Source organism: Novosphingobium sp. BL-S-34 (assembly GCF_056857015.1).
Map to the genome: position 1 here is coordinate 94,302 of NZ_CM166472.1, position 17,739 is coordinate 112,040.

The window sequence follows — 17,739 nt, forward strand, 5'->3', positions numbered from 1 at the left end:
ATCTGGTCCGCCATGGCAAATCGCCTGCTCTTGACCCTGCTGGCCCTGTTGACGGGTTTTGCCGCGCAGATCGGCCCTGCCGAAGCGCGCGCTTCGCAGGTGGCGAGCCTGCAGGTCGTGCTGACCGAAGCCGCCGTCGCCGCCAAGGCGCCGCGTGCCCCGGTCGCCCTTGCCCAGCTTCCCGAACCCGGATTGCGCAATACCCGCCGTCATGCGCCGCCGCTGGTGGCCGCGCCGGTTTCGCGCATGATCCCCGCGGTTCTGACCGGGATAGACCGCGCGCGCGAATAAGCGCGCTGCCCATTCGCTCTTTTGCGAAACCTTTCCCGTGCCTGCGCGCTACGCAGGCGCGCTTATCCGACATACGCATTCACGAAAAACAGGGATCTCCGCCATGTTCGGCGCCATCGCCAAGTCCATTTTCGGTTCGTCCAACGAACGCTACGTCAAGTCGCTCGACAAGATCGTCGCCCAGATCAACGCCTTCGAACCCGCTTTCGAGGCCATGAGCGACGAGGAACTGGCCGGGCAGACCGCCAAGTTCCGCGAAATGCTGGCCAATGGCAGCACGCTCGACCAGATCATGCCCGAAGCTTTCGCCACCGTGCGCGAAGCCTCGAAGCGCGTGTTCGGCATGCGCCATTTCGACGTGCAGATGATCGGCGGCATGGTGCTCCACCGCGGCGAGATCGCCGAAATGCGCACGGGTGAGGGCAAGACCCTGGTGGCCACCACCGCCACTTACCTCAATGCGCTTGAGGGCAAGGGCGTCCACATCGTCACCGTCAACGACTACCTCGCCCGCCGCGATGCCGAGCAGATGGGCAAGCTCCACAACTTCCTCGGCCTCACCATCGGCGTGATCGTGCCGAACCTCAACGAGTACGAACGCCGCGAAGCCTATGGCGCCGACATCACTTACGGCACCAACAACGAATTCGGCTTCGATTACCTGCGCGACAACATGAAGCACGAGCGCAGCCAGATGGTGCAGCGCCCCTTCAACTTCGCGATCGTCGACGAAGTGGACTCCATCCTCATCGACGAGGCGCGCACCCCGCTCATCATCTCGGGCCCGACCGACGACAAGTCGGAACTTTACATGCAGGTCGACGCGGTCGTTAAGCAGTTCGTCCCCGAAGACTACGAGATGGACGAGAAGACCAAGAACATCAATCTGACCGAGGACGGCGTCGAGAAGGCCGAGCGCATGCTCGAAGCCGCCGGTCTGCTGGTGGGATCGAACCTCTACGACGTCGAGAACACCCAGGTGGTCCACCACCTCGACCAGAGCCTCAAGGGCGTGGTCATGTTCAAGCGCGACATCGACTACATCGTCAAGGACGGCAAAGTCGTCATCATCGACGAGTTCACCGGGCGCATGATGGATGGCCGCCGCTGGTCGAACGGCCTGCACCAGGCCGTGGAAGCCAAGGAAGGCGTCCGCATCGAGCCCGAGAACCAGACGCTCGCCTCGATCACCTTCCAGAACTACTTCCGCATGTATCCCAAGCTTTCGGGCATGACCGGCACGGCCGCCACCGAAGCGCCGGAATTCTACGACATCTACAAGATGAACGTCGTCACCATCCCGACCAACGTGCCGGTGCAGCGCGTCGACGAGGAAGACGAGTTCTACAAGAACACGCACGACAAGTTCGGCGCCATCGCCAAGCTCATCCGTGAGCGCTACGAAACCGGCCAGCCGGTGCTCGTCGGCACCGTGTCGATCGAGAAGTCGGAACTGCTGTCGGACTTCCTCAACAAGGAAGGCGTCAAGCACTCGGTGTTGAACGCGCGTTTCCACGAGATGGAAGCGCATATCGTCGCGCAGGCGGGTTCGCTGGGCGCCGTGACGATCGCCACCAACATGGCGGGCCGCGGCACCGACATCCAGCTGGGCGGCAACGTCGAGTTCCGCGTCGAGGACGAGCTGCGCGACATGCCCGAGGGGCCGGAGCGCAACGAGGCGATCGCGCGCATCAAGCTGGAAGTGGCCGAGCAGAAGCGCCTGGTGCTCGAAGCCGGCGGCCTCTGCGTGATCGGCACCGAGCGCCACGAAAGCCGCCGCATCGACAACCAGCTGCGCGGCCGTTCGGGCCGTCAGGGTGATCCGGGCCTTTCGAAGTTCTATCTCTGCCTGGAGGACGACCTCCTGCGCATCTTCGGCCCGGACACGCTCTTCGCCAAGATGATGAACAGCAACCTGGCCGATGGCGAGGCGATCGGTTCGAAGTGGCTGTCCAAGGCGATCGAGACCGCGCAGAAGAAGGTCGAGGCGCGCAACTACGAAGTCCGCAAGCAGGTCGTTGAATACGATGACGTGATGAACGACCAGCGCAAGGTCATCTACGAGCAGCGCGCCGACATCATGGATTCGGAAACGGTCGACGAAGTCGTGGTCGACATGCGCAACGACACCGTCAACGCCATCGTCGCCGACACCTGCCCGGCCGGCTCCTATCCCGAGCACTGGAACCTGCCGGAACTCAAGGCGCGGGCGCTGGATATCCTGGCGGTGGACGTGCCGATCGAGGATTGGATCGAGGAAAACGGCATCGATCCCGAAGTGGTCGAAGAGCGCATCGCCGCCATGGCCAACGAGCACATGGCCGCCAAGATGTCGCAGGACGATCCCGCGATCTGGCGCCAGGTCGAGAAGTCGATCCTGCTCGACCGGCTCGATCACTACTGGAAGGAGCACCTTTCCACCCTCGACGCGCTGCGTCAGGTGGTGTTCCTGCGCGCCTATGCCCAGAAGACCCCGATCAACGAGTACAAGACCGAGGCCTTCAGCCTGTTCGAACGCCTGCTCGACCAGATCCGCGAAGACGTGACGCGCATTCTCTCGGTGAGCGAACTGCGCATTCCGGAACCTGCCGGACTGCCGGAACTCCCGGACTTCCTGACCGGCCACATCGATCCGCTGACCGGCCTCGACAATTCGAACGATGGCGATGGCTCGGCCTTCATGCCGGAACTGTTCGGCTCGCTGGCAGGCAGCCCGCAGGCCAATGTCGGTGCGGGTGCCGCGGGAGAAAACCCCTATGCGGACCTGCCGATCAGCCGCAACGCGCCGTGCCCCTGCGGTTCGGGCCAGAAGTACAAGCACTGCCACGGCGCCTTGGCGTAACGGGTAGAGTTAAAGGAAACTGTCGTCCCGGACTTGATCCGGGACCGCGGGCAAAGCCACGCGCGCTTTCAGAAAGGCTGAAAGCGCGCGTTTTGCTGTGAAGGTTGATCTAGCGGCTTCGGTTTAGCGCGATGGGTTTGTCATCTTCGCCGTTGCAACAGCCGCTCGCGGTTATCCAAACCGCTCGCGGTTATCCAAGTCCCTCTCGCAATTATCCCCCCTCCTCATTGCGAGCGTAGCGAAGCAATCCAGGGCGGCTCTGCGCGGCTCTGGATTGCTTCGCTACGCTCGCAATGACGAAAGGAGGGGAAGGCGGCTAACGAACGAGAGGGGACGGAATGCCGAACTCGCACCCCGACCCCCGTCAGTCCTTCGGCTTCTCGCCGCCGACCCGCGCCAGCTTGGCGAACATCGCCACCGACATCGGCTGGGCGCGCAGGAAGCCCTGGTAATAGGCGCAGCCCTCGCGCGCGGCGACGACGCGCTGTTCTTCTTCCTCGATGCCCTCGGCAATGACTTCGAGGTCCAGCGCCCGCGCCATGGCGACGATCGCGCGCAGCACCGCCACGTCGCGGCGGTCGGTGGCGACGCCTTCGATCATCGTGCGGTCCAGCTTGAGATAGTGGATCGGCAGGACCTTGAGATAGCGGAAGTTGCAGAACCCCGCGCCGAAGTCGTCCAGGGCGATGCGAATGCCCTGCGAGGAGAATTCCGCCATCATCTGCGCGGTCTGGGTAATGTCGCTGATGAGCGATTGCTCGGTGATCTCCAGCGTCAGTCGGCGCGGCGGAAAACCGCTCTCGCGCACGAGGTCCAGCATCTGGCGCACATACGTGCCGAAGGCGAGGTCGGCCGGGGTGACATTGATCGAAAGGCGCAAGTCGCCCGGCCACTGCCCCGCCGCCGCCATCGCCTTGGCGGCGATGTGGCGCGAGAGCGGGCCGATGTGGTCGGCGCGCTCGGCAATCGCGAAGAGGGCGCCCGCGCCGATGCGGCCGAGGACGGGGTGATTCCAGCGGGCGAGGGCCTCGGCGCCGGTGAGCGATTCGTCCACCAGGCTGAACTGCGGCTGGAACAGGATCTCGATCTCGTCACCGTCGATGGCGCCCAGGAGGTCCGCTTCGAGCTGCGCGGCCGATCGGCCCGGCACGGTGACTTCGCCGTCCGCCCAGCCCAGCCGCGTGGCGGACTGGTCCTGCAGGCCTGTCAGCGCATGGCCGAGCCGGTCCAGCATCGAATCGACGCTTTCCCCGGTGAGGGCGCGAATCAGGGCGATGCGCGGCGAAAGGCGCAGCACGCCGGTAGGCAGCGCGATCGGGCGGGCAATCGCGTCGGCCAGCTGGTCGGCCACGAGGTGCCAGCGCTCGCGGCTGCAGGCCTCGTTGGCGACGAGCACGAAGGAGCCACCGCCGGCGCGGGCCACCAGCCAGGGTCCGTCGAGTTCCTCGCCCGCGAAATGGGCAATGCGGCCGGCGACTTCCTCAAGGGCGCCGTCGCCCGCTTCGGCGCCGTAGGCCATGTTGATCGTGTCGAGCCGCCGCAGCGCCACCAGCATGGCATGGACATGGGCATGTTGCGGCGCGCTTTCGGCGTCGCTGCGCCACCCGGCGATGCGTTCGCGCACGGCTTCGAGGCCGGGAATCCCGGTCAGTCTGTCTTCAAGCCGGCGGGCATGGCCTCGCGGCAGCCCCTTGCGTCGTTCGCCCATCGCGAGTGCTATAGCCAAAGGCCTTGCCAAACGATGCAAAATTCGAAAGGTCCGCGGCATGAAAAGGGCTTCAAAATGAGACGGGCGCCGATGCATTCTTCGGAACGGGCCTCCCTTTCGGTGCGAGCGCCGCTTTACGCCGGGGATTTCAATGGCTGACGTACCCACGCTGGGACTGATCGTATCGGACAGCGCCAAGGCCCAATATGGCGCGGCGGAGCTTCGGCGTGCGCACGCCTGGGTCGATCCGGCAGAGGCCGAGGTGCTGGTGGTGGTGGGCGGCGACGGCTTCCTGCTGCATGTCCTGCATGAAATGCTCGACCGCGATGTGATAAAGCCCGTCTACGGCATGAACCTCGGGACGGTGGGCTTCCTGATGAACGGCCCGCACGACGGGGTGCCGATCGCCGATCGCATTGCCGAGGCGCATGCCGTGCCGGTGCGGCCGTTGCAGATGCATGCCACCAGCCACGATGGCCGCAGCTTCGTCTATTACGCGATCAACGAGGTCTCGCTGCTGCGCGAGACGCGCCAGACGGCGAAGCTGGAAGTGACGATCAACGGCAAAGTGCGGATGGAGGAGCTTGTCGGCGACGGCGTGCTCGTGGCCACGCCGGTCGGGTCCACGGCCTACAACCTGTCGGCCAATGGGCCGATCCTGCCGCTGGGTTCGCGGATGCTGGCGTTGACCCCGCTCAGCCCCTTCCGCCCCCGCCGCTGGAAAGGCGCGATCCTTCCCGAGAGCGCCGAAGTGGAATTCCGTATCCGCGAGCCCGGCAAGCGGCCCGTCGCCGCCGTGGCCGACCAGAAGGAAGTCCGCGACGTGAAGACCGTGCGCATCGTCGCCAATGCGGAGAAGGAGCTGACCCTGCTGTTCGACCCGGGCTTCACGCTGGAAGAACGCATCTTCGCGGAGCAGTTCCAGGTCTGACCGCGGGTATCGACCTGTGGAAAAGTTTTCTCGACATTTTCATTACAGAGTGCTTGCCAACCCCGAATACCCCTTTTATAGGCGCACTCCTGCCCGGCGGTGGTAACACTGACAGGCTGCTCCCCGATAGCTCAGCGGTAGAGCATTCGACTGTTAATCGAATGGCCGTAGGTTCGAATCCTACTCGGGGAGCCACTTCTTTCTTCCCTCCGGACCGGAGGAAGAAAGCAAGTCGCTCTGCACCTTACATGCATTTGAGCAAGGGTTTGCGGCAAGGCCGCAAGTGTCAAAACGTTTCCCAACTCCACTTCGCATTGACGAACGGCGCATCCGGTGAGAGCGCTGGTTATGGGCGCCCCCGCTAGATCGCGAATGACAATCGGGCATCCTGCGAGAGGAAACGTGGTCCGAATCAGCATCCCGCGCCTGGCGGTCCTAGCTGCCGTCGTCTTTCTGGGGCTTGGCATCGTCCAGTTGATCGGCAGCCTGCTGTTCTACCAGGCGATCGACCGGCAGACCCTGCGCGCCGACCATGCGCGGCGAATTGCGGAACTCATCGTCGTCAGCGACCGCATTCATTCGCTCGAACCGAATCTGGCGGCACCGATCATGACGACCGGACATCTCAAGGCGGAGTTCTCGCCCGAACCGGCGGTTCGTGCGATGATGGATTCGGATACGCTGCACAAGATCGCCGGGCAGGTGATCGAATGGGAACCCTCGCTCGCCTCGCGTCCGCTCAATCTCGCCACGGCCGATGCCAGCGGCGGCAAGAGCGACCTGATCGGGTCGATCCGCCTCGACGACGGCAAGTGGCTGAATTTCCGCTCGCGCGACATCACTTCGATGTGGCCCATAGCGCTGCGGGCCAGCGCGCTGATGTTCTGCACGGCGCTGGCCTGTATCGCCATCGGTCTGATCGCCCTCAGGCTCCTGACCAATCCGCTGCGCCGCCTGACGCAGGCCGCCGACGCCATCGGCCACGGCCAGCGGGTGGAGATCCGCGAGAGCGGGCCGGAGGACCTTCGCAATCTCGCCCATTCGATGAATGTCATGCAGGAGCGGATCGCCCGCCTGCTCGAAGACCAGGCGCGGTCGTTCGAAGCGATCAGCCACGACTTGCGCACACCGCTCTCACGCCAGCAGATCGCCACCGATCTCATCGACGATCCCGAGATCTCCGAGATCATGCAGGCCAGCATTGATGAGATGGAAGGCCTTCTGGCCTCGCTCCAGGGATACCTGAGGGCGCAGCACATGTCTGCCGAGGCCGAACCGGTCGATCTGGGCGAATTGGTGCGGGCGGTGATCGCGCCTTATGAAGATCGTGCGCGACTGTCCGGCGCGGACAAAGTCGTGGTCGAGAGCTTCCCCCAGCCGCTGGCCCTGGCGACAGGCGCGCTGGTCGAGAACGCGATCCACTTCGGGGGCCGGGCCGAGGTCGCGATCCGCCGCGAAGGCGCGGACTGGCTCATCGAAGTGGAGGACACCGGCCCCGGCATTCCGCCCGGTCATTTCCAGGACGTGCTGACGCCGTTCTTCCGGCTCGACGAGGCGCGTACCCGCGATACGCCGGGCTTCGGCCTGGGCATCCCCACCGCGCACCGGCTGATGATGCGTTTCGGGGGTGACCTGTCCTTCGCTACGTCGCCCTGCGGCGGGCTGATCGCGCGGATCAGGGTGCCGTTGATGTAGATCGGCGCGTCAGCGGCCTCGGCTTGTCCGGGGGGATCCGCGCACGTCCGTCATCCCGAACTGGTTTCAGGATGACGGGCGTGGAGGCGCGGTGTCGTTGTCGGTTCAGCCCTTGCGGGCGACCGAGGCCAGGCCCTTGGTCAGTTGCAGCAGGCCGTTCAGGCGGCTTTTCGGATCGCCCCAGGCGCGCTGCAGGACCAGCTTGTTGTCCGGACGGAGCTTGACGGCGCCCTGGAGGCGCTCGGCATAGGCGATGAGGCCAGCCGGGTTCGGGAAGCTGTCGTTGTGGAAGCTGACGAGAGTGCCGCGCGGGCCGACGTCGATCTTGGCGATATGCGCCTCGATCGCCTGACGCTTGATCTGGATGAGCTTGATGAGATTCGAGGTCGCCGAGGGCAGGGGGCCGAAGCGGTCGATCATCTCGGCCGAGAGCGATTCGATCTCGTCCTTGCTGTCCGCATCGTTGAGGCGGCGATAGAGCGCCATGCGCACGGCCAGATCCGGGACGTATTCCTCTGGGATCATGATCGGCGCTTCCACCGTGATCTGCGGGGACAGGCCGGAGGTATCCTTCTCCAGGCCCACCCCGCCTGCGCGGGCGGCCAGGATCGCGTCTTCCAGCATCGACTGGTAGAGTTCGAAGCCCACCTCGCGGATATGGCCCGACTGCTCGTCGCCCAGGAGGTTGCCGGCGCCGCGAATGTCCAGGTCGTGGCTGGCCAGCTGGAAGCCGGCGCCCAGGGAATCGAGGTCGCTCAGGACCTTGAGCCGCTTTTCGGCCACTTCGGAAAGAGCATTGCCGGCAGGGGTCGTCAGGTAGGCATAAGCGCGGAGCTTGGATCGGCCCACGCGGCCGCGCAACTGGTAGAGCTGGGCCAGGCCGAAGCGGTCGGCGCGGTGGATGATGATCGTGTTGGCGCGCGGAATGTCGATGCCGCTCTCGACGATGGTGGTCGAGAGCAGGACCTCGTACTTGCCTTCGTAGAAGGCGCTCATGCGCTCTTCCACTTCACCCGCGCTCATCTGGCCGTGGGCGGAGATGACCTTCACCTCGGGCACGTTCTTGGCCAGCCATTCCTCGACTTCGGCCATGTCGGTGATGCGGGGCACGACGATGAAGCTCTGGCCGCCGCGATGGTGTTCGCGCAGCAGGGCCTCGCGCATCACCATCTCGTCCCATTCCATCACGTAAGTGCGCACCGCCAGGCGGTCGACCGGCGGGGTCTGGATGGTCGAGAGTTCGCGTAGGCCGCTCATTGCCATCTGCAAGGTGCGCGGGATCGGCGTGGCGGTGAGCGTCAGGACGTGAACGTCGGTGCGAAGCTGCTTCAGCCGCTCCTTGTGGTTCACGCCGAAGCGCTGTTCCTCGTCGACGATGACGAGGCCGAGGCGCTTGAAATTGACCGTTTTCGACAGGATCGCATGCGTGCCGCAGACGACATCCATAGTGCCGGCGGAGAGCCCGTCGCGCGTTGCCTTGGCTTCCTTTTCAGGAACGAGGCGCGAGAGACGGCCCACTTCCAGCGGAAAGCCGTTGAAGCGCTCGGCAAAGCTTGAATAGTGCTGGCGCGCGAGCAGGGTGGTCGGCGCGACCACCGCGACCTGCTGGCCGGCCATGGCCGCAACGAAAGCGGCGCGCAGGGCCACTTCGGTCTTGCCGAAGCCCACGTCGCCGCAGACCAGGCGGTCCATCGGCTTGCCCTCGGCAAGGTCGCCCAGCACGTCGTCGATGGCGTGTTCCTGGTCCTCGGTTTCCTGCCAGGGGAACCGGTCCACGAACTGATCGTAGGAGGACTTTTCGGGTAGCAGCGCGGGCGCGACGCGAAGGGCGCGCTCGGCGGCGGTCTTCATCAGTTCGCCCGCGATCTCGCGGATGCGCTCCTTCAGCTTGGCGCGGCGTTTCTGCCATGCCTCGCCGCCCAGCTTGTCCAGCGCGACGCCTTCCGCCTCGCTGCCATAGCGCGAGAGAACGTCGAGGTTTTCGACCGGGATGTAGAGCTTGTCGCCGCCTGCGTAAGTCAGCATCACGCAGTCGTGGGGCGACTGGCCGACCGGGATCGACTGGAGCCCTTCGTAGCGGCCGATGCCGTGGTCCATGTGGACGATCAGGTCACCCGGCGTCAGTGCCGCCAGTTCGGCGAGGAAGGCGTCCGAATCCTTCTTCTTTTTCTTCCGGCGGACCAGGCGGTCGCCGAGAATGTCCTGCTCGGTGACGACTTCGACGGTATCGTTGGAAAAGCCGGTTTCCAGCGGCAGCACCAGCGCGGCGCTACGCCCCTGAACCGCCAGGCCGAGCGCTTCCTGCCAGGTATCGGCGAGCCGCGGTTCCGGGCCTTGCGCTTCGCCCAGGATCGAGACGAGGCGGGCGCGGCTGCCGGTGGAATAGGCGGCCAGGATCGCCTTGCGGCCGGTCTTGGCGACGGCGTGCAAGTGCCTGGCGGCGGCTTCGTAGGCATTGTCGCCGCGCGCCCGTTCGGGCGTGAAGTCGCGGGCATTGCCGAAGCCGAAGTCGATGACCGTTTTCGATTCGGGCTGCGCGAAAGGATCGGCGCGGTGAACCGGGAAGGCAGCGACGGCCTGCTCGAATTCCTCGCGCGCGAGATAGAGCGCGTCGGTCGCCAGCGGGCGGTAGGATCCCGCCTTCTGCCCCGAGGTTTCGAGGCGGGCCTTGTGATAGTCCGCGATGTCGTTGAAGCGCTCGTCCGTGGCGCCCAGGGCGGAGCTGTCGATCACCAGCAGGTCATCGTCCGCAAGGTGATCGAACACCGTGACCAGGCGATCCTCGAACAGCGGCAGCCAGTGCTCCATGCCGGCAAGGCGGCGGCCGTCGCTGACGGCCTGGTAGAGCGGGTCGGCCGTGGCATTGGCGCCGAACATCTCGCGGTAGCGGGCGCGGAAGCGCTTGACGCTGTCGTCGTCGATCAGCGCCTCGCTCGCGGGGAGAAGGAGGTGTTCTTGCACCGATCCGGTCGTGCGCTGGGTGCCGGTGTCGAACAGGCGCAGCGTTTCCAGCTCGTCACCGAAGAAGTCGAGGCGCAGGCCGCCATCCAGCCCCGAAGGGACGATGTCGAAGATCGAGCCACGCACGGCGAATTCGCCGGCGTCGATGGCGGTATCGCTGCGCTGGTAGCCCTGGCGGCGCAGCAACGCGATCAGGCTCTCGTGGCCGATGTCGAGATTGGGCTTGAGCAGGCGCACCGATTCGCGGATGCGGAACGGCGTGAGCACCCGCTGCAGCACGGCATTGGCGGTCGTGACCAGAAGCTGCGGGCCGGAGCGCTTCTGCTGAAGCCGGTGCAACGCGGCCAGGCGGCGCGCGCTGACCGAGAGCGCAGGGCTGGCGCGGTCGTAGGGCAGGCAGTCCCAGGCCGGGAATTCGACGACGTCCAGTTCCGGCGCGAAGAACTGCGCGGCATCGGCCACGGCGCGCATGGCGCTTTCGTTGTCGGCGATGAAGACCGCGCGGCCGTTTCCGGCCTTGCTTGCCGCGGCGCGGGCAAGATCCGCCATGACCAGCGGCTGTGCCCCCCGCGTCACCGAGGCGAGGGTCAGGGGCGAAGTCGCCGCGAGAATACGTTGGAAGTCGGTCATCTGGTCGTTGTTGGGCCTTCGACAAGCTCAGGCTGAGCGGGTCCGAGAGTTTGCGTCATTCTCTGCTCATGCCGCGTTCCGAGCGTGCCGAGGGGGCACGGCATCAACGCGGAATGTCGACGTAATCGAGCTTCATCATGCGGTCCATGAGCGGGCCGCGATATTCTTCGGGGATCGACAGGGTGCCGAGCGCCCAGGCCATGATGTCCACGTCCTCTTCCTCGATCATCTTTTCGAAGAGGTCGAGATCGCTGCCGGACCATTCGGCGTGAAACCGGTCGAAGTAGCAGCCGATCATGTAGTCGGCCTCGCGCGTGCCGCGATGCCAGGCGCGAAACTTCAGTTTGGCGAGACGCGCTGCGGCTTGAGGCGAAAGTTCGGTCATATCCGCGCCGTTACCGCGCCGCGCCGGTTGGGGCAAGGTTCGGCGGGGCAACCTTGGCCTTGAGGAACGAACGAGCGGCGCCCGCCGGGATCTCTCGCGATCCTCCCGGCAGGCGCCGTCGGGTCTGTCGGCGCGCTTAGCGCTGGAACACCTTGATGATCTCTTCGCTCGGGCGGCCGGTCATCGTCTTGGGCACTTCGGTCAGCAGGGCGCCCTTCAGTTCCTTGTGATAATGGCGCCGCATCTCGCCCAGCGAGCGGGGATCGGCGACGATCACCAGTTGATCGATCTCCCGGTCCAGCACCTGCTGGTTGAGCCAGCCGGCCACGGCGGCGGCGTGGGCGCTTTCGTCCAGGGCGTCGTTGCTGCCGTCGCCGGTACGCGCCTGATGGCGCTTCTGGGCATCATGGCGGCGGAACCCCGCGCTGAAGTTGGTCGGTTCGAGGTCCGGGGTCTCCAGCGAGGTGAGCCTGGGTGCGGCTTCGCGCCCCGAGTTGCGATAAAGTTCGAAGTTTTCACCGTCGACGATCGCGAACACGGTTCCGTGCGGAAGAAGCATGCATTTCTCCTATGCTGGTGGGGGGGACATCGAAAGCAACGTGGCTGTCCGCAAATCCGTTCCCCATCGGTCTGGCGAACGGAGCCGTTCTCGCGCTAAGAGGCTGACCATGCGGCCCGAAGCACTGAATTGCCTGTTCACCGAGACCGATGCCCTCGACGGCGTGGGACCCAAGCTCAAGCGTCCGCTCGAAAAGCTCGGGCTCACGCGTATTCGCGACCTGATCTACCATCTGCCCGACCGTTTCGTGGAGCGGCGCGCGGTCACCAATCTCGACGACGCGAGCGTGGGCGAGAACGTGATCGTCCAGCTGACGGTGCGCGAGCATCGCTCCCCCGCCGGACGCGGGCCGTTCCGGGTCCTGGCCGAGGATGCCGCGGGAAATGTCTGCACCATCACTTATTTCGGCCGCGCGTCCTTCACCGCCCGCAAGCAATTGCCGGTGGGCGAGACGCGCTGGGTGGCCGGCCGGCTCGACCAGTATGGCCAGATGCTCCAGATGGTCCATCCCGAACATGTCTCGGAAGACAGTGCCGCGCCGGTGGGCCAGCTTTGCGAGGCGGTCTATCCGCTGTCGGAAGGGCTGACCCAGGGGCGCGTCGCCGGTCTTGTCCAGCAGGCGCTCAAGGTCTTGCCCGAGCTGCCCGAGTGGATCGAGACCAGCCTCTACGACAAGATGAAGTGGCCGGCCTGGCACGACGCCGCGCGCGAAGTGCACCGCGGGATCCATGCCTCGGCCCGCGATCGCCTGGCCTATGACGAACTGCTGGCCAATGCGCTGGCGCTGATGCTGGTGCGGGAGAGCAATCGGAAGCAATCCGGCACGCCGCTGAAGGGCGACGGCTCGCTGCGCGCCAGGCTGAAGCTGCCCTTTGCGCTGACCGGCGCGCAGAAGCGCTCGATCGACGAGATCGAGGGCGATATCGCCCAGAACGCCCCGATGCTACGCCTGCTTCAGGGGGACGTTGGCGCGGGCAAGACGGTGGTGGCGCTCAACGCCATGCTGATCGCGGTGGAAGCGGGCGCGCAGGCGGCCCTGCTGGCGCCGACCGAGATTCTGGCGCGGCAGCATTACGAGACTCTGGAGCGGATGCTCCAGGGCACCGGCGTCGAGATCGCGCTGCTCACCGGGCGCGACAAGGGCAAGGCGCGCGAGGCGATTCTCATGGGCCTGGTCGGCGGCACCATCGACATTATCGTCGGCACTCATGCGATCTTCCAGGACACGGTGTCCTACCGCAATCTCGCCCTGGTGGTGATCGACGAGCAGCACCGCTTCGGGGTCGGCCAGCGGCTCATGCTCGCGCGCAAGGGCCGCCGCACGCCGCATACCCTGGCGATGACGGCCACGCCGATCCCCCGCACGCTGACCCTGGCGCAATATGGCGAGATGGAAGTCTCCAAGCTCGACGAACTGCCGCCCGGGCGCCAGGCCATCGATACCCGGGTCGTCTCCGTCGAGCGGATGGACGACGTGGCCGGGGCCATCGCCCGTCATATCGAAACCGGGCAGCAGGCCTACTGGGTCTGCCCCATGGTCAGCGAGAGCGAGAACGACGACCTGGCCGCGGCCGAGGCCCGCTACGCCGTGCTCAAGGAGCGCTTCGGCGAACAGGTGGTGCTGGTCCACGGCCAGCTCAAGCCCGATGTGAAGGACGCGGGCATGGAACGCTTCGCCAGCGGCGCGGCATCGGTGCTGGTGGCGACGACCGTGATCGAGGTGGGCGTCGACGTGCCGAATGCGACGCTCATGGTCATCGAGCAGGCCGAGCGCTTCGGTCTTGCCCAGCTGCACCAGCTGCGCGGACGGGTAGGGCGCGGCAGCGAGAAATCGACCTGCCTGCTGCTGCGCGGGCAGCAACTCAGCGAAACCGCGCGCCAGCGCCTGGCGCTGATGCGCGAAACTCAGGACGGCTTCCGGCTGGCGGAGGAAGACCTCGAGCTGCGCGGCGGCGGCGAACTGCTCGGCACGCGGCAGTCGGGCGACACTCCGTTCCGCATCGCCAGTCTGGAGCAGATCACCAAGCTGCTGCCGCTGGCGCATGACGACGCGCGCCTGCTGATCGAGCGGGATGGCGGGTTGGCCGGGCCGCGCGGGGAAGCGGCTCGCCTGTTGCTTTACCTGTTCGAACGCGACTGGGGCGTGCAACTGCTTCGCGGCGGCTGAATGCCCGTCGCCGCGGGCCTCGTGCAAGGCCGCTGACGGGGTTCGGCTACCGCTCGGTGCCTGGCCTCAGCATCCCGTCGGCGTCACGCGCCCGGCGTAAATGGGTGAGAGCGGGAAGTTCAGCTCCGCCAGGAGCGCCGCGTCGGCATGGCAATACTTCTGCGCGGCCACGAAACTGCGCACCGGCGCGAAGTCGAAAGCCGCATGATCCTGCACCAGAGCGAAGGACTGTATGTGCGTGGTCGCTGCCTCATAGGGCGAAGTGCCGACATCGCGGCTGGCGATCAGCATATAGAGTGTGGACTTGCCGCGAAAATTCCCGCGCGCGAAGCGGACGGACCGGATCACGTCGTCACCCACATGGGGCATGTCGATGATTTGCTCGCGGCCTTCCAGCGTGGCGGCGATCTCGCCGACCTTTACCAGGAAGATGTGCTGGCCGCGCACTTTGTTGTTCTGCCGCCAGAGCTGCGCGATCGAGCCTTCCTGTCCGGTGCCGGCAATGTCAGGCACGGCGTTGAGGCCGGGGGAGAGCGCAAGGGGCGTCAGCACGGCCTCCTGCCCGGATGCGAAGGCAGGGCCAGACAGCGCCGAGCAGATGGCGGCGCAAACGGCGGCGCAGACTGGCGGGATAAGGCGGAAAGGCAGGTTTCGCATCGTCACTCCTGGCGACCGCGCATCCTCACCGCCGTTCTGCCCGAGCGTCGGAGGTGCGACAAGAGGGCTGGCCGAAAGAGGTATCCGCCCGTGCGAACCACGCGATTCGTGCCCTTTCACCAAGAGCAGGACCCGCAAGCGCATGGCTTCGGCAGGGTAGGATCAAGAAAAACGAGCCTGTGGAAATTTCTGTTTTTGCTGGAATTTCCTTGGTTTTCGGGTGGCGGGCAGGGGTGTTTGCGGGCTCATTCGGGGTCATGGCGCACAAAAATCGGATTGGGCCCTTGCCACCCCCGGAGTCGCCCTATATAGGCGCGCTCCTGCCCCGGGCGCTCTTCGGAACGCCCACCCGGTCGGGGAATAGCTCAGCCTGGTAGAGCACTGTCTTCGGGAGGCAGGGGCCGGAGGTTCGAATCCTCTTTCCCCGACCATTTCACCTTCGGGTGAGGCTTAGAAACCCAGCGGAAACGCTGGGTTTTTTGCTGTCTGGAGTTCGCGTCGGACTCAGGTCTCCGGCAGCGGCGGAAGCCGGGTTCTTCCAAAAGGAAACCGCAAGAGCCTGTCCTCATTATCGAGATTGCCGGCCAATGCTGCAGTGCGGGGCAGGCATCCGGGCACGCTTCGTGTAACCGCCATATTTCAGTTATTGCAACTCATTCGCACATGCGTCATGCACCCGGGAACAAGATTCAGGGTGGAATTCATGACAATCAACAATCGCGAGACCTTTCGTTTTTCCGCGCTTCTCCTGGCAGGCGTGAGCGCCCTGGCGCCGATGGCGGTGCTGGCGCAGGAGGCCGATCCCGCGCCGGAAAGCGCTGCGGAAATTCTCGTTTCCGCGCAGCGCATGAACCAGACCCAGGTCAGCGGCAGCGGCAGCCTCGGCGCGCTGGGGAACAAGGCGGCGGAAGACATCCCGTTCAACTTGCGCGCCTATAACGAGGCACTGATCCTGAATCAGCAGCCCGACACCCTGGGCGAAGTGCTGGAGAACGATCCGACGATCCGCACCACTCTGGGCTTCGGCATTGCCGGGGAAGTGTTCGTCATCCGCGGTTTCGAACTCAATTCGGACGACATCGGCTTCGATGGCCTCTACGGCATCACCCCGCGCCAGCTCGTCGCGCCGGAGCTGTTCTCTTCGGTGCAGGTCATCAATGGTGCCAGCGCCTTCCTGAACGGTGCGGCTCCCGGCGGCAGCGGCATCGGCGGCAGCGTCAACCTGATGCCCAAGAAGGCCGAGCGGGACATGATCCGCGCGACGGTGGGCTATACTTCCGATTCCCACTTCTCGGGCGCCGTGGATGTCGCGCGCCGCTTCGGTGAGAACGGCGAGTGGGGCATTCGCGTCAACGGATCGGCGCGCCGCGGCGACATCGCGATCAAGGACGAATTCCATTCGAGCTATGTCGTGGGCGCCACGGTCGATTACGACAGCGGCCCGCTGCGTGCCATGTTCAACGTCAACTACCAGCGCCTGCGCCAGTCCAACTGGCGCCCCAAAGTCGCGATCGGCGACGTGATTCCGCGCGTACCGGGCGCCGATGCCAATTATTCCCAGCCCTGGAGCCTCATCCAGACGACGGACTTCTTCGGCACCTTCAGCGCGGAATACGACTTGTCCGACAATGCCATGGTCTACGCCAAGTTCGGCGCGCGCGACGGCAAGGAAGACCAGATCACGGCCGGGATCACCTTGCTTGATCCGGCCACCGGCGCCGCCACGGGCAGTGGCTCGCGGATCCCGCGCACCGACAACAACGAATCGGCGACGGCTGGCCTTCGCGTCAAGCTGAACGGCGGCGGCGTCAGCCACGAGGTGAACGTCGGGGTGGCTGCAAGCTGGCAGGTCAACCGTAACGCCTACGATTTCTTCCAGAGCTATACGACCAACCTTTACGATACCCCCGAGGTGGCGCGGCCGGCGTCCTCCTTCTCGGGCGGCGACCTGGACGATCCGTTCCCGATCAGCCGCACGCGAGTGGCCAGCGTCTTTGCGTCCGATACGGTCGGTTTCTGGGACGATCGCATCCTCGTTACCGGCGGCCTGCGCCTTCAGCAGATCAAGACGACATCTTACGCCTATAGCGATGGCGCCAGAACCCAAGGGTATGACAAGGACGCGATCACGCCGGTGGTCGGCGTGGTGGTCAAGCCGGTCGCGGGTCTGTCGCTCTACGGCAACCGCATCGAAGGCCTCGCTCAGGGCGCTGCGGCTGCGAGCCTGATCAACATCAACGGCGTCGATGTGGCCGTGTCCAACGGCGGGCAGGTCCTGCCGCCGGTCAAGTCGGTCCAGTACGAAGTGGGCGGCAAGGTGAACCTGGGCCGCTTCAATGCCGGGCTGGCGGTGTTCCAGATCGACAAGCCGAACAGTTTCTATCGTCCCGATGCGGACAACCTCGGCCTCTATGAATTCGGCAACTTCGGCACGCAGCGAAACCGCGGCATCGAATTCACCATGGACGGCGAGCCGACCGACGGCCTGCGCGTCATCGGCGGCATCACGTACAACGATGCCAAGCTGCGCCGTACCGATGGCGGCGTGGATGAGGGCAATGACGCGGTGGGCGTGCCGGACCTGCTGGCGAACGCCAACGTGGAATGGGACATGCCCTTCCTTCCCGCGCTCACCCTGACCGGACGCGTGGTCTACACCGGCAAGCAGGCGGTGAACCGGGCCAATACGCTGGAGCTGAACGATTGGACGCGCTTCGACCTCGGCGCGCGCTATGTCGCGCTGCTGGGCGGTGACAGGCCGCTGACGCTGCGTTTCAACGTCGATAACGTGGCCAACAAGCGGTACTGGGCATCCGCCTTCGCCGTGTTCGGCACCCAGCTGCTCCAGGGCGGACCGCGTACTTTCAAGGCCTCGGCCTCGATCGAGTTCTGATCCGCTTCGCGAAGGCGGCC

11 protein-coding genes and 2 tRNA genes are annotated in these 17,739 nt (G+C 65.3%); 8 read left to right on the top strand and 5 right to left on the bottom strand.

Going from position 1 to position 17,739, the window contains the following annotated elements; translation table 11 throughout:
* The first annotated feature begins 12 nt into the window (after positions 1-12).
* Positions 13-291 carry a hypothetical protein gene (locus AC1VV3_RS00430; RefSeq protein ID WP_132262108.1) on the top strand — a complete coding sequence of 93 codons (279 nt, stop codon included), beginning with the start codon at positions 13-15 and terminating at the stop codon, positions 289-291.
* A 103-nt stretch (positions 292-394) separates the two neighbouring features.
* Entirely contained in the window at positions 395-3,133 is a 2,739-nt protein-coding gene (gene secA, locus AC1VV3_RS00435) for a preprotein translocase subunit SecA (protein WP_314463445.1), read from the top strand.
* A 364-nt stretch (positions 3,134-3,497) separates the two neighbouring features.
* Here secA and AC1VV3_RS00440 read toward each other — a convergent pair whose 3' ends face one another.
* Positions 3,498-4,841, bottom strand: a complete 1,344-nt coding sequence (locus AC1VV3_RS00440; protein ID WP_132264038.1) for a GGDEF domain-containing phosphodiesterase — start codon at positions 4,839-4,841, stop codon at positions 3,498-3,500.
* A gap of 151 nt (positions 4,842-4,992) precedes the next feature.
* Here AC1VV3_RS00440 and AC1VV3_RS00445 point away from each other — a divergent pair, with 151 nt between their 5' ends.
* The 3 genes from AC1VV3_RS00445 (at position 4,993) to AC1VV3_RS00455 (ending at position 7,467) form a co-directional block, all read left to right on the top strand.
* A complete protein-coding gene (locus tag AC1VV3_RS00445; protein WP_134094980.1) occupies positions 4,993-5,772 on the top strand; it encodes an NAD kinase in 780 nt (259 codons plus the stop codon).
* A 120-nt stretch (positions 5,773-5,892) separates the two neighbouring features.
* Positions 5,893-5,967 (top strand) — tRNA-Asn (locus tag AC1VV3_RS00450).
* Positions 5,968-6,174: 207 nt separating this feature from the next.
* Entirely contained in the window at positions 6,175-7,467 is a 1,293-nt protein-coding gene (locus tag AC1VV3_RS00455; protein WP_243654035.1) for a sensor histidine kinase, read from the top strand.
* 105 nt (positions 7,468-7,572) lie between these two features.
* On the opposite strand, the gene mfd is transcribed toward AC1VV3_RS00455, so the two are convergent.
* From mfd to AC1VV3_RS00470, 3 genes are all read right to left on the bottom strand, one after another.
* Positions 7,573-11,058 carry a transcription-repair coupling factor gene (gene mfd / locus AC1VV3_RS00460; protein WP_482961929.1) on the bottom strand — a complete coding sequence of 1,162 codons (3,486 nt, stop codon included), beginning with the start codon at positions 11,056-11,058 and terminating at the stop codon, positions 7,573-7,575.
* A gap of 103 nt (positions 11,059-11,161) precedes the next feature.
* Positions 11,162-11,443, bottom strand: a complete 282-nt coding sequence (locus AC1VV3_RS00465; RefSeq protein WP_132262116.1) for an FAD assembly factor SdhE — start codon at positions 11,441-11,443, stop codon at positions 11,162-11,164.
* 136 nt (positions 11,444-11,579) lie between these two features.
* Positions 11,580-12,002: a host attachment protein gene (locus AC1VV3_RS00470; protein WP_132262118.1), complete on the bottom strand. Its 423-nt coding sequence runs from the start codon at positions 12,000-12,002 to the stop codon at positions 11,580-11,582.
* 109 nt (positions 12,003-12,111) lie between these two features.
* On the opposite strand from AC1VV3_RS00470, the gene recG reads away from it, so the two are divergent.
* Positions 12,112-14,169, top strand: a complete 2,058-nt coding sequence (gene recG / locus AC1VV3_RS00475; RefSeq protein WP_431568371.1) for an ATP-dependent DNA helicase RecG — start codon at positions 12,112-12,114, stop codon at positions 14,167-14,169.
* A gap of 66 nt (positions 14,170-14,235) precedes the next feature.
* On the opposite strand, the gene AC1VV3_RS00480 is transcribed toward recG, so the two are convergent.
* Positions 14,236-14,826, bottom strand: a complete 591-nt coding sequence (locus AC1VV3_RS00480) for a hypothetical protein (RefSeq protein ID WP_431568372.1) — start codon at positions 14,824-14,826, stop codon at positions 14,236-14,238.
* 354 nt (positions 14,827-15,180) lie between these two features.
* On the opposite strand from AC1VV3_RS00480, the gene AC1VV3_RS00485 reads away from it, so the two are divergent.
* Positions 15,181-15,257 (top strand) — tRNA-Pro (locus AC1VV3_RS00485).
* Positions 15,258-15,529: 272 nt separating this feature from the next.
* Entirely contained in the window at positions 15,530-17,719 is a 2,190-nt protein-coding gene (locus tag AC1VV3_RS00490) for a TonB-dependent receptor (RefSeq protein ID WP_431568425.1), read from the top strand.
* Positions 17,720-17,739: the final 20 nt, after the last annotated feature.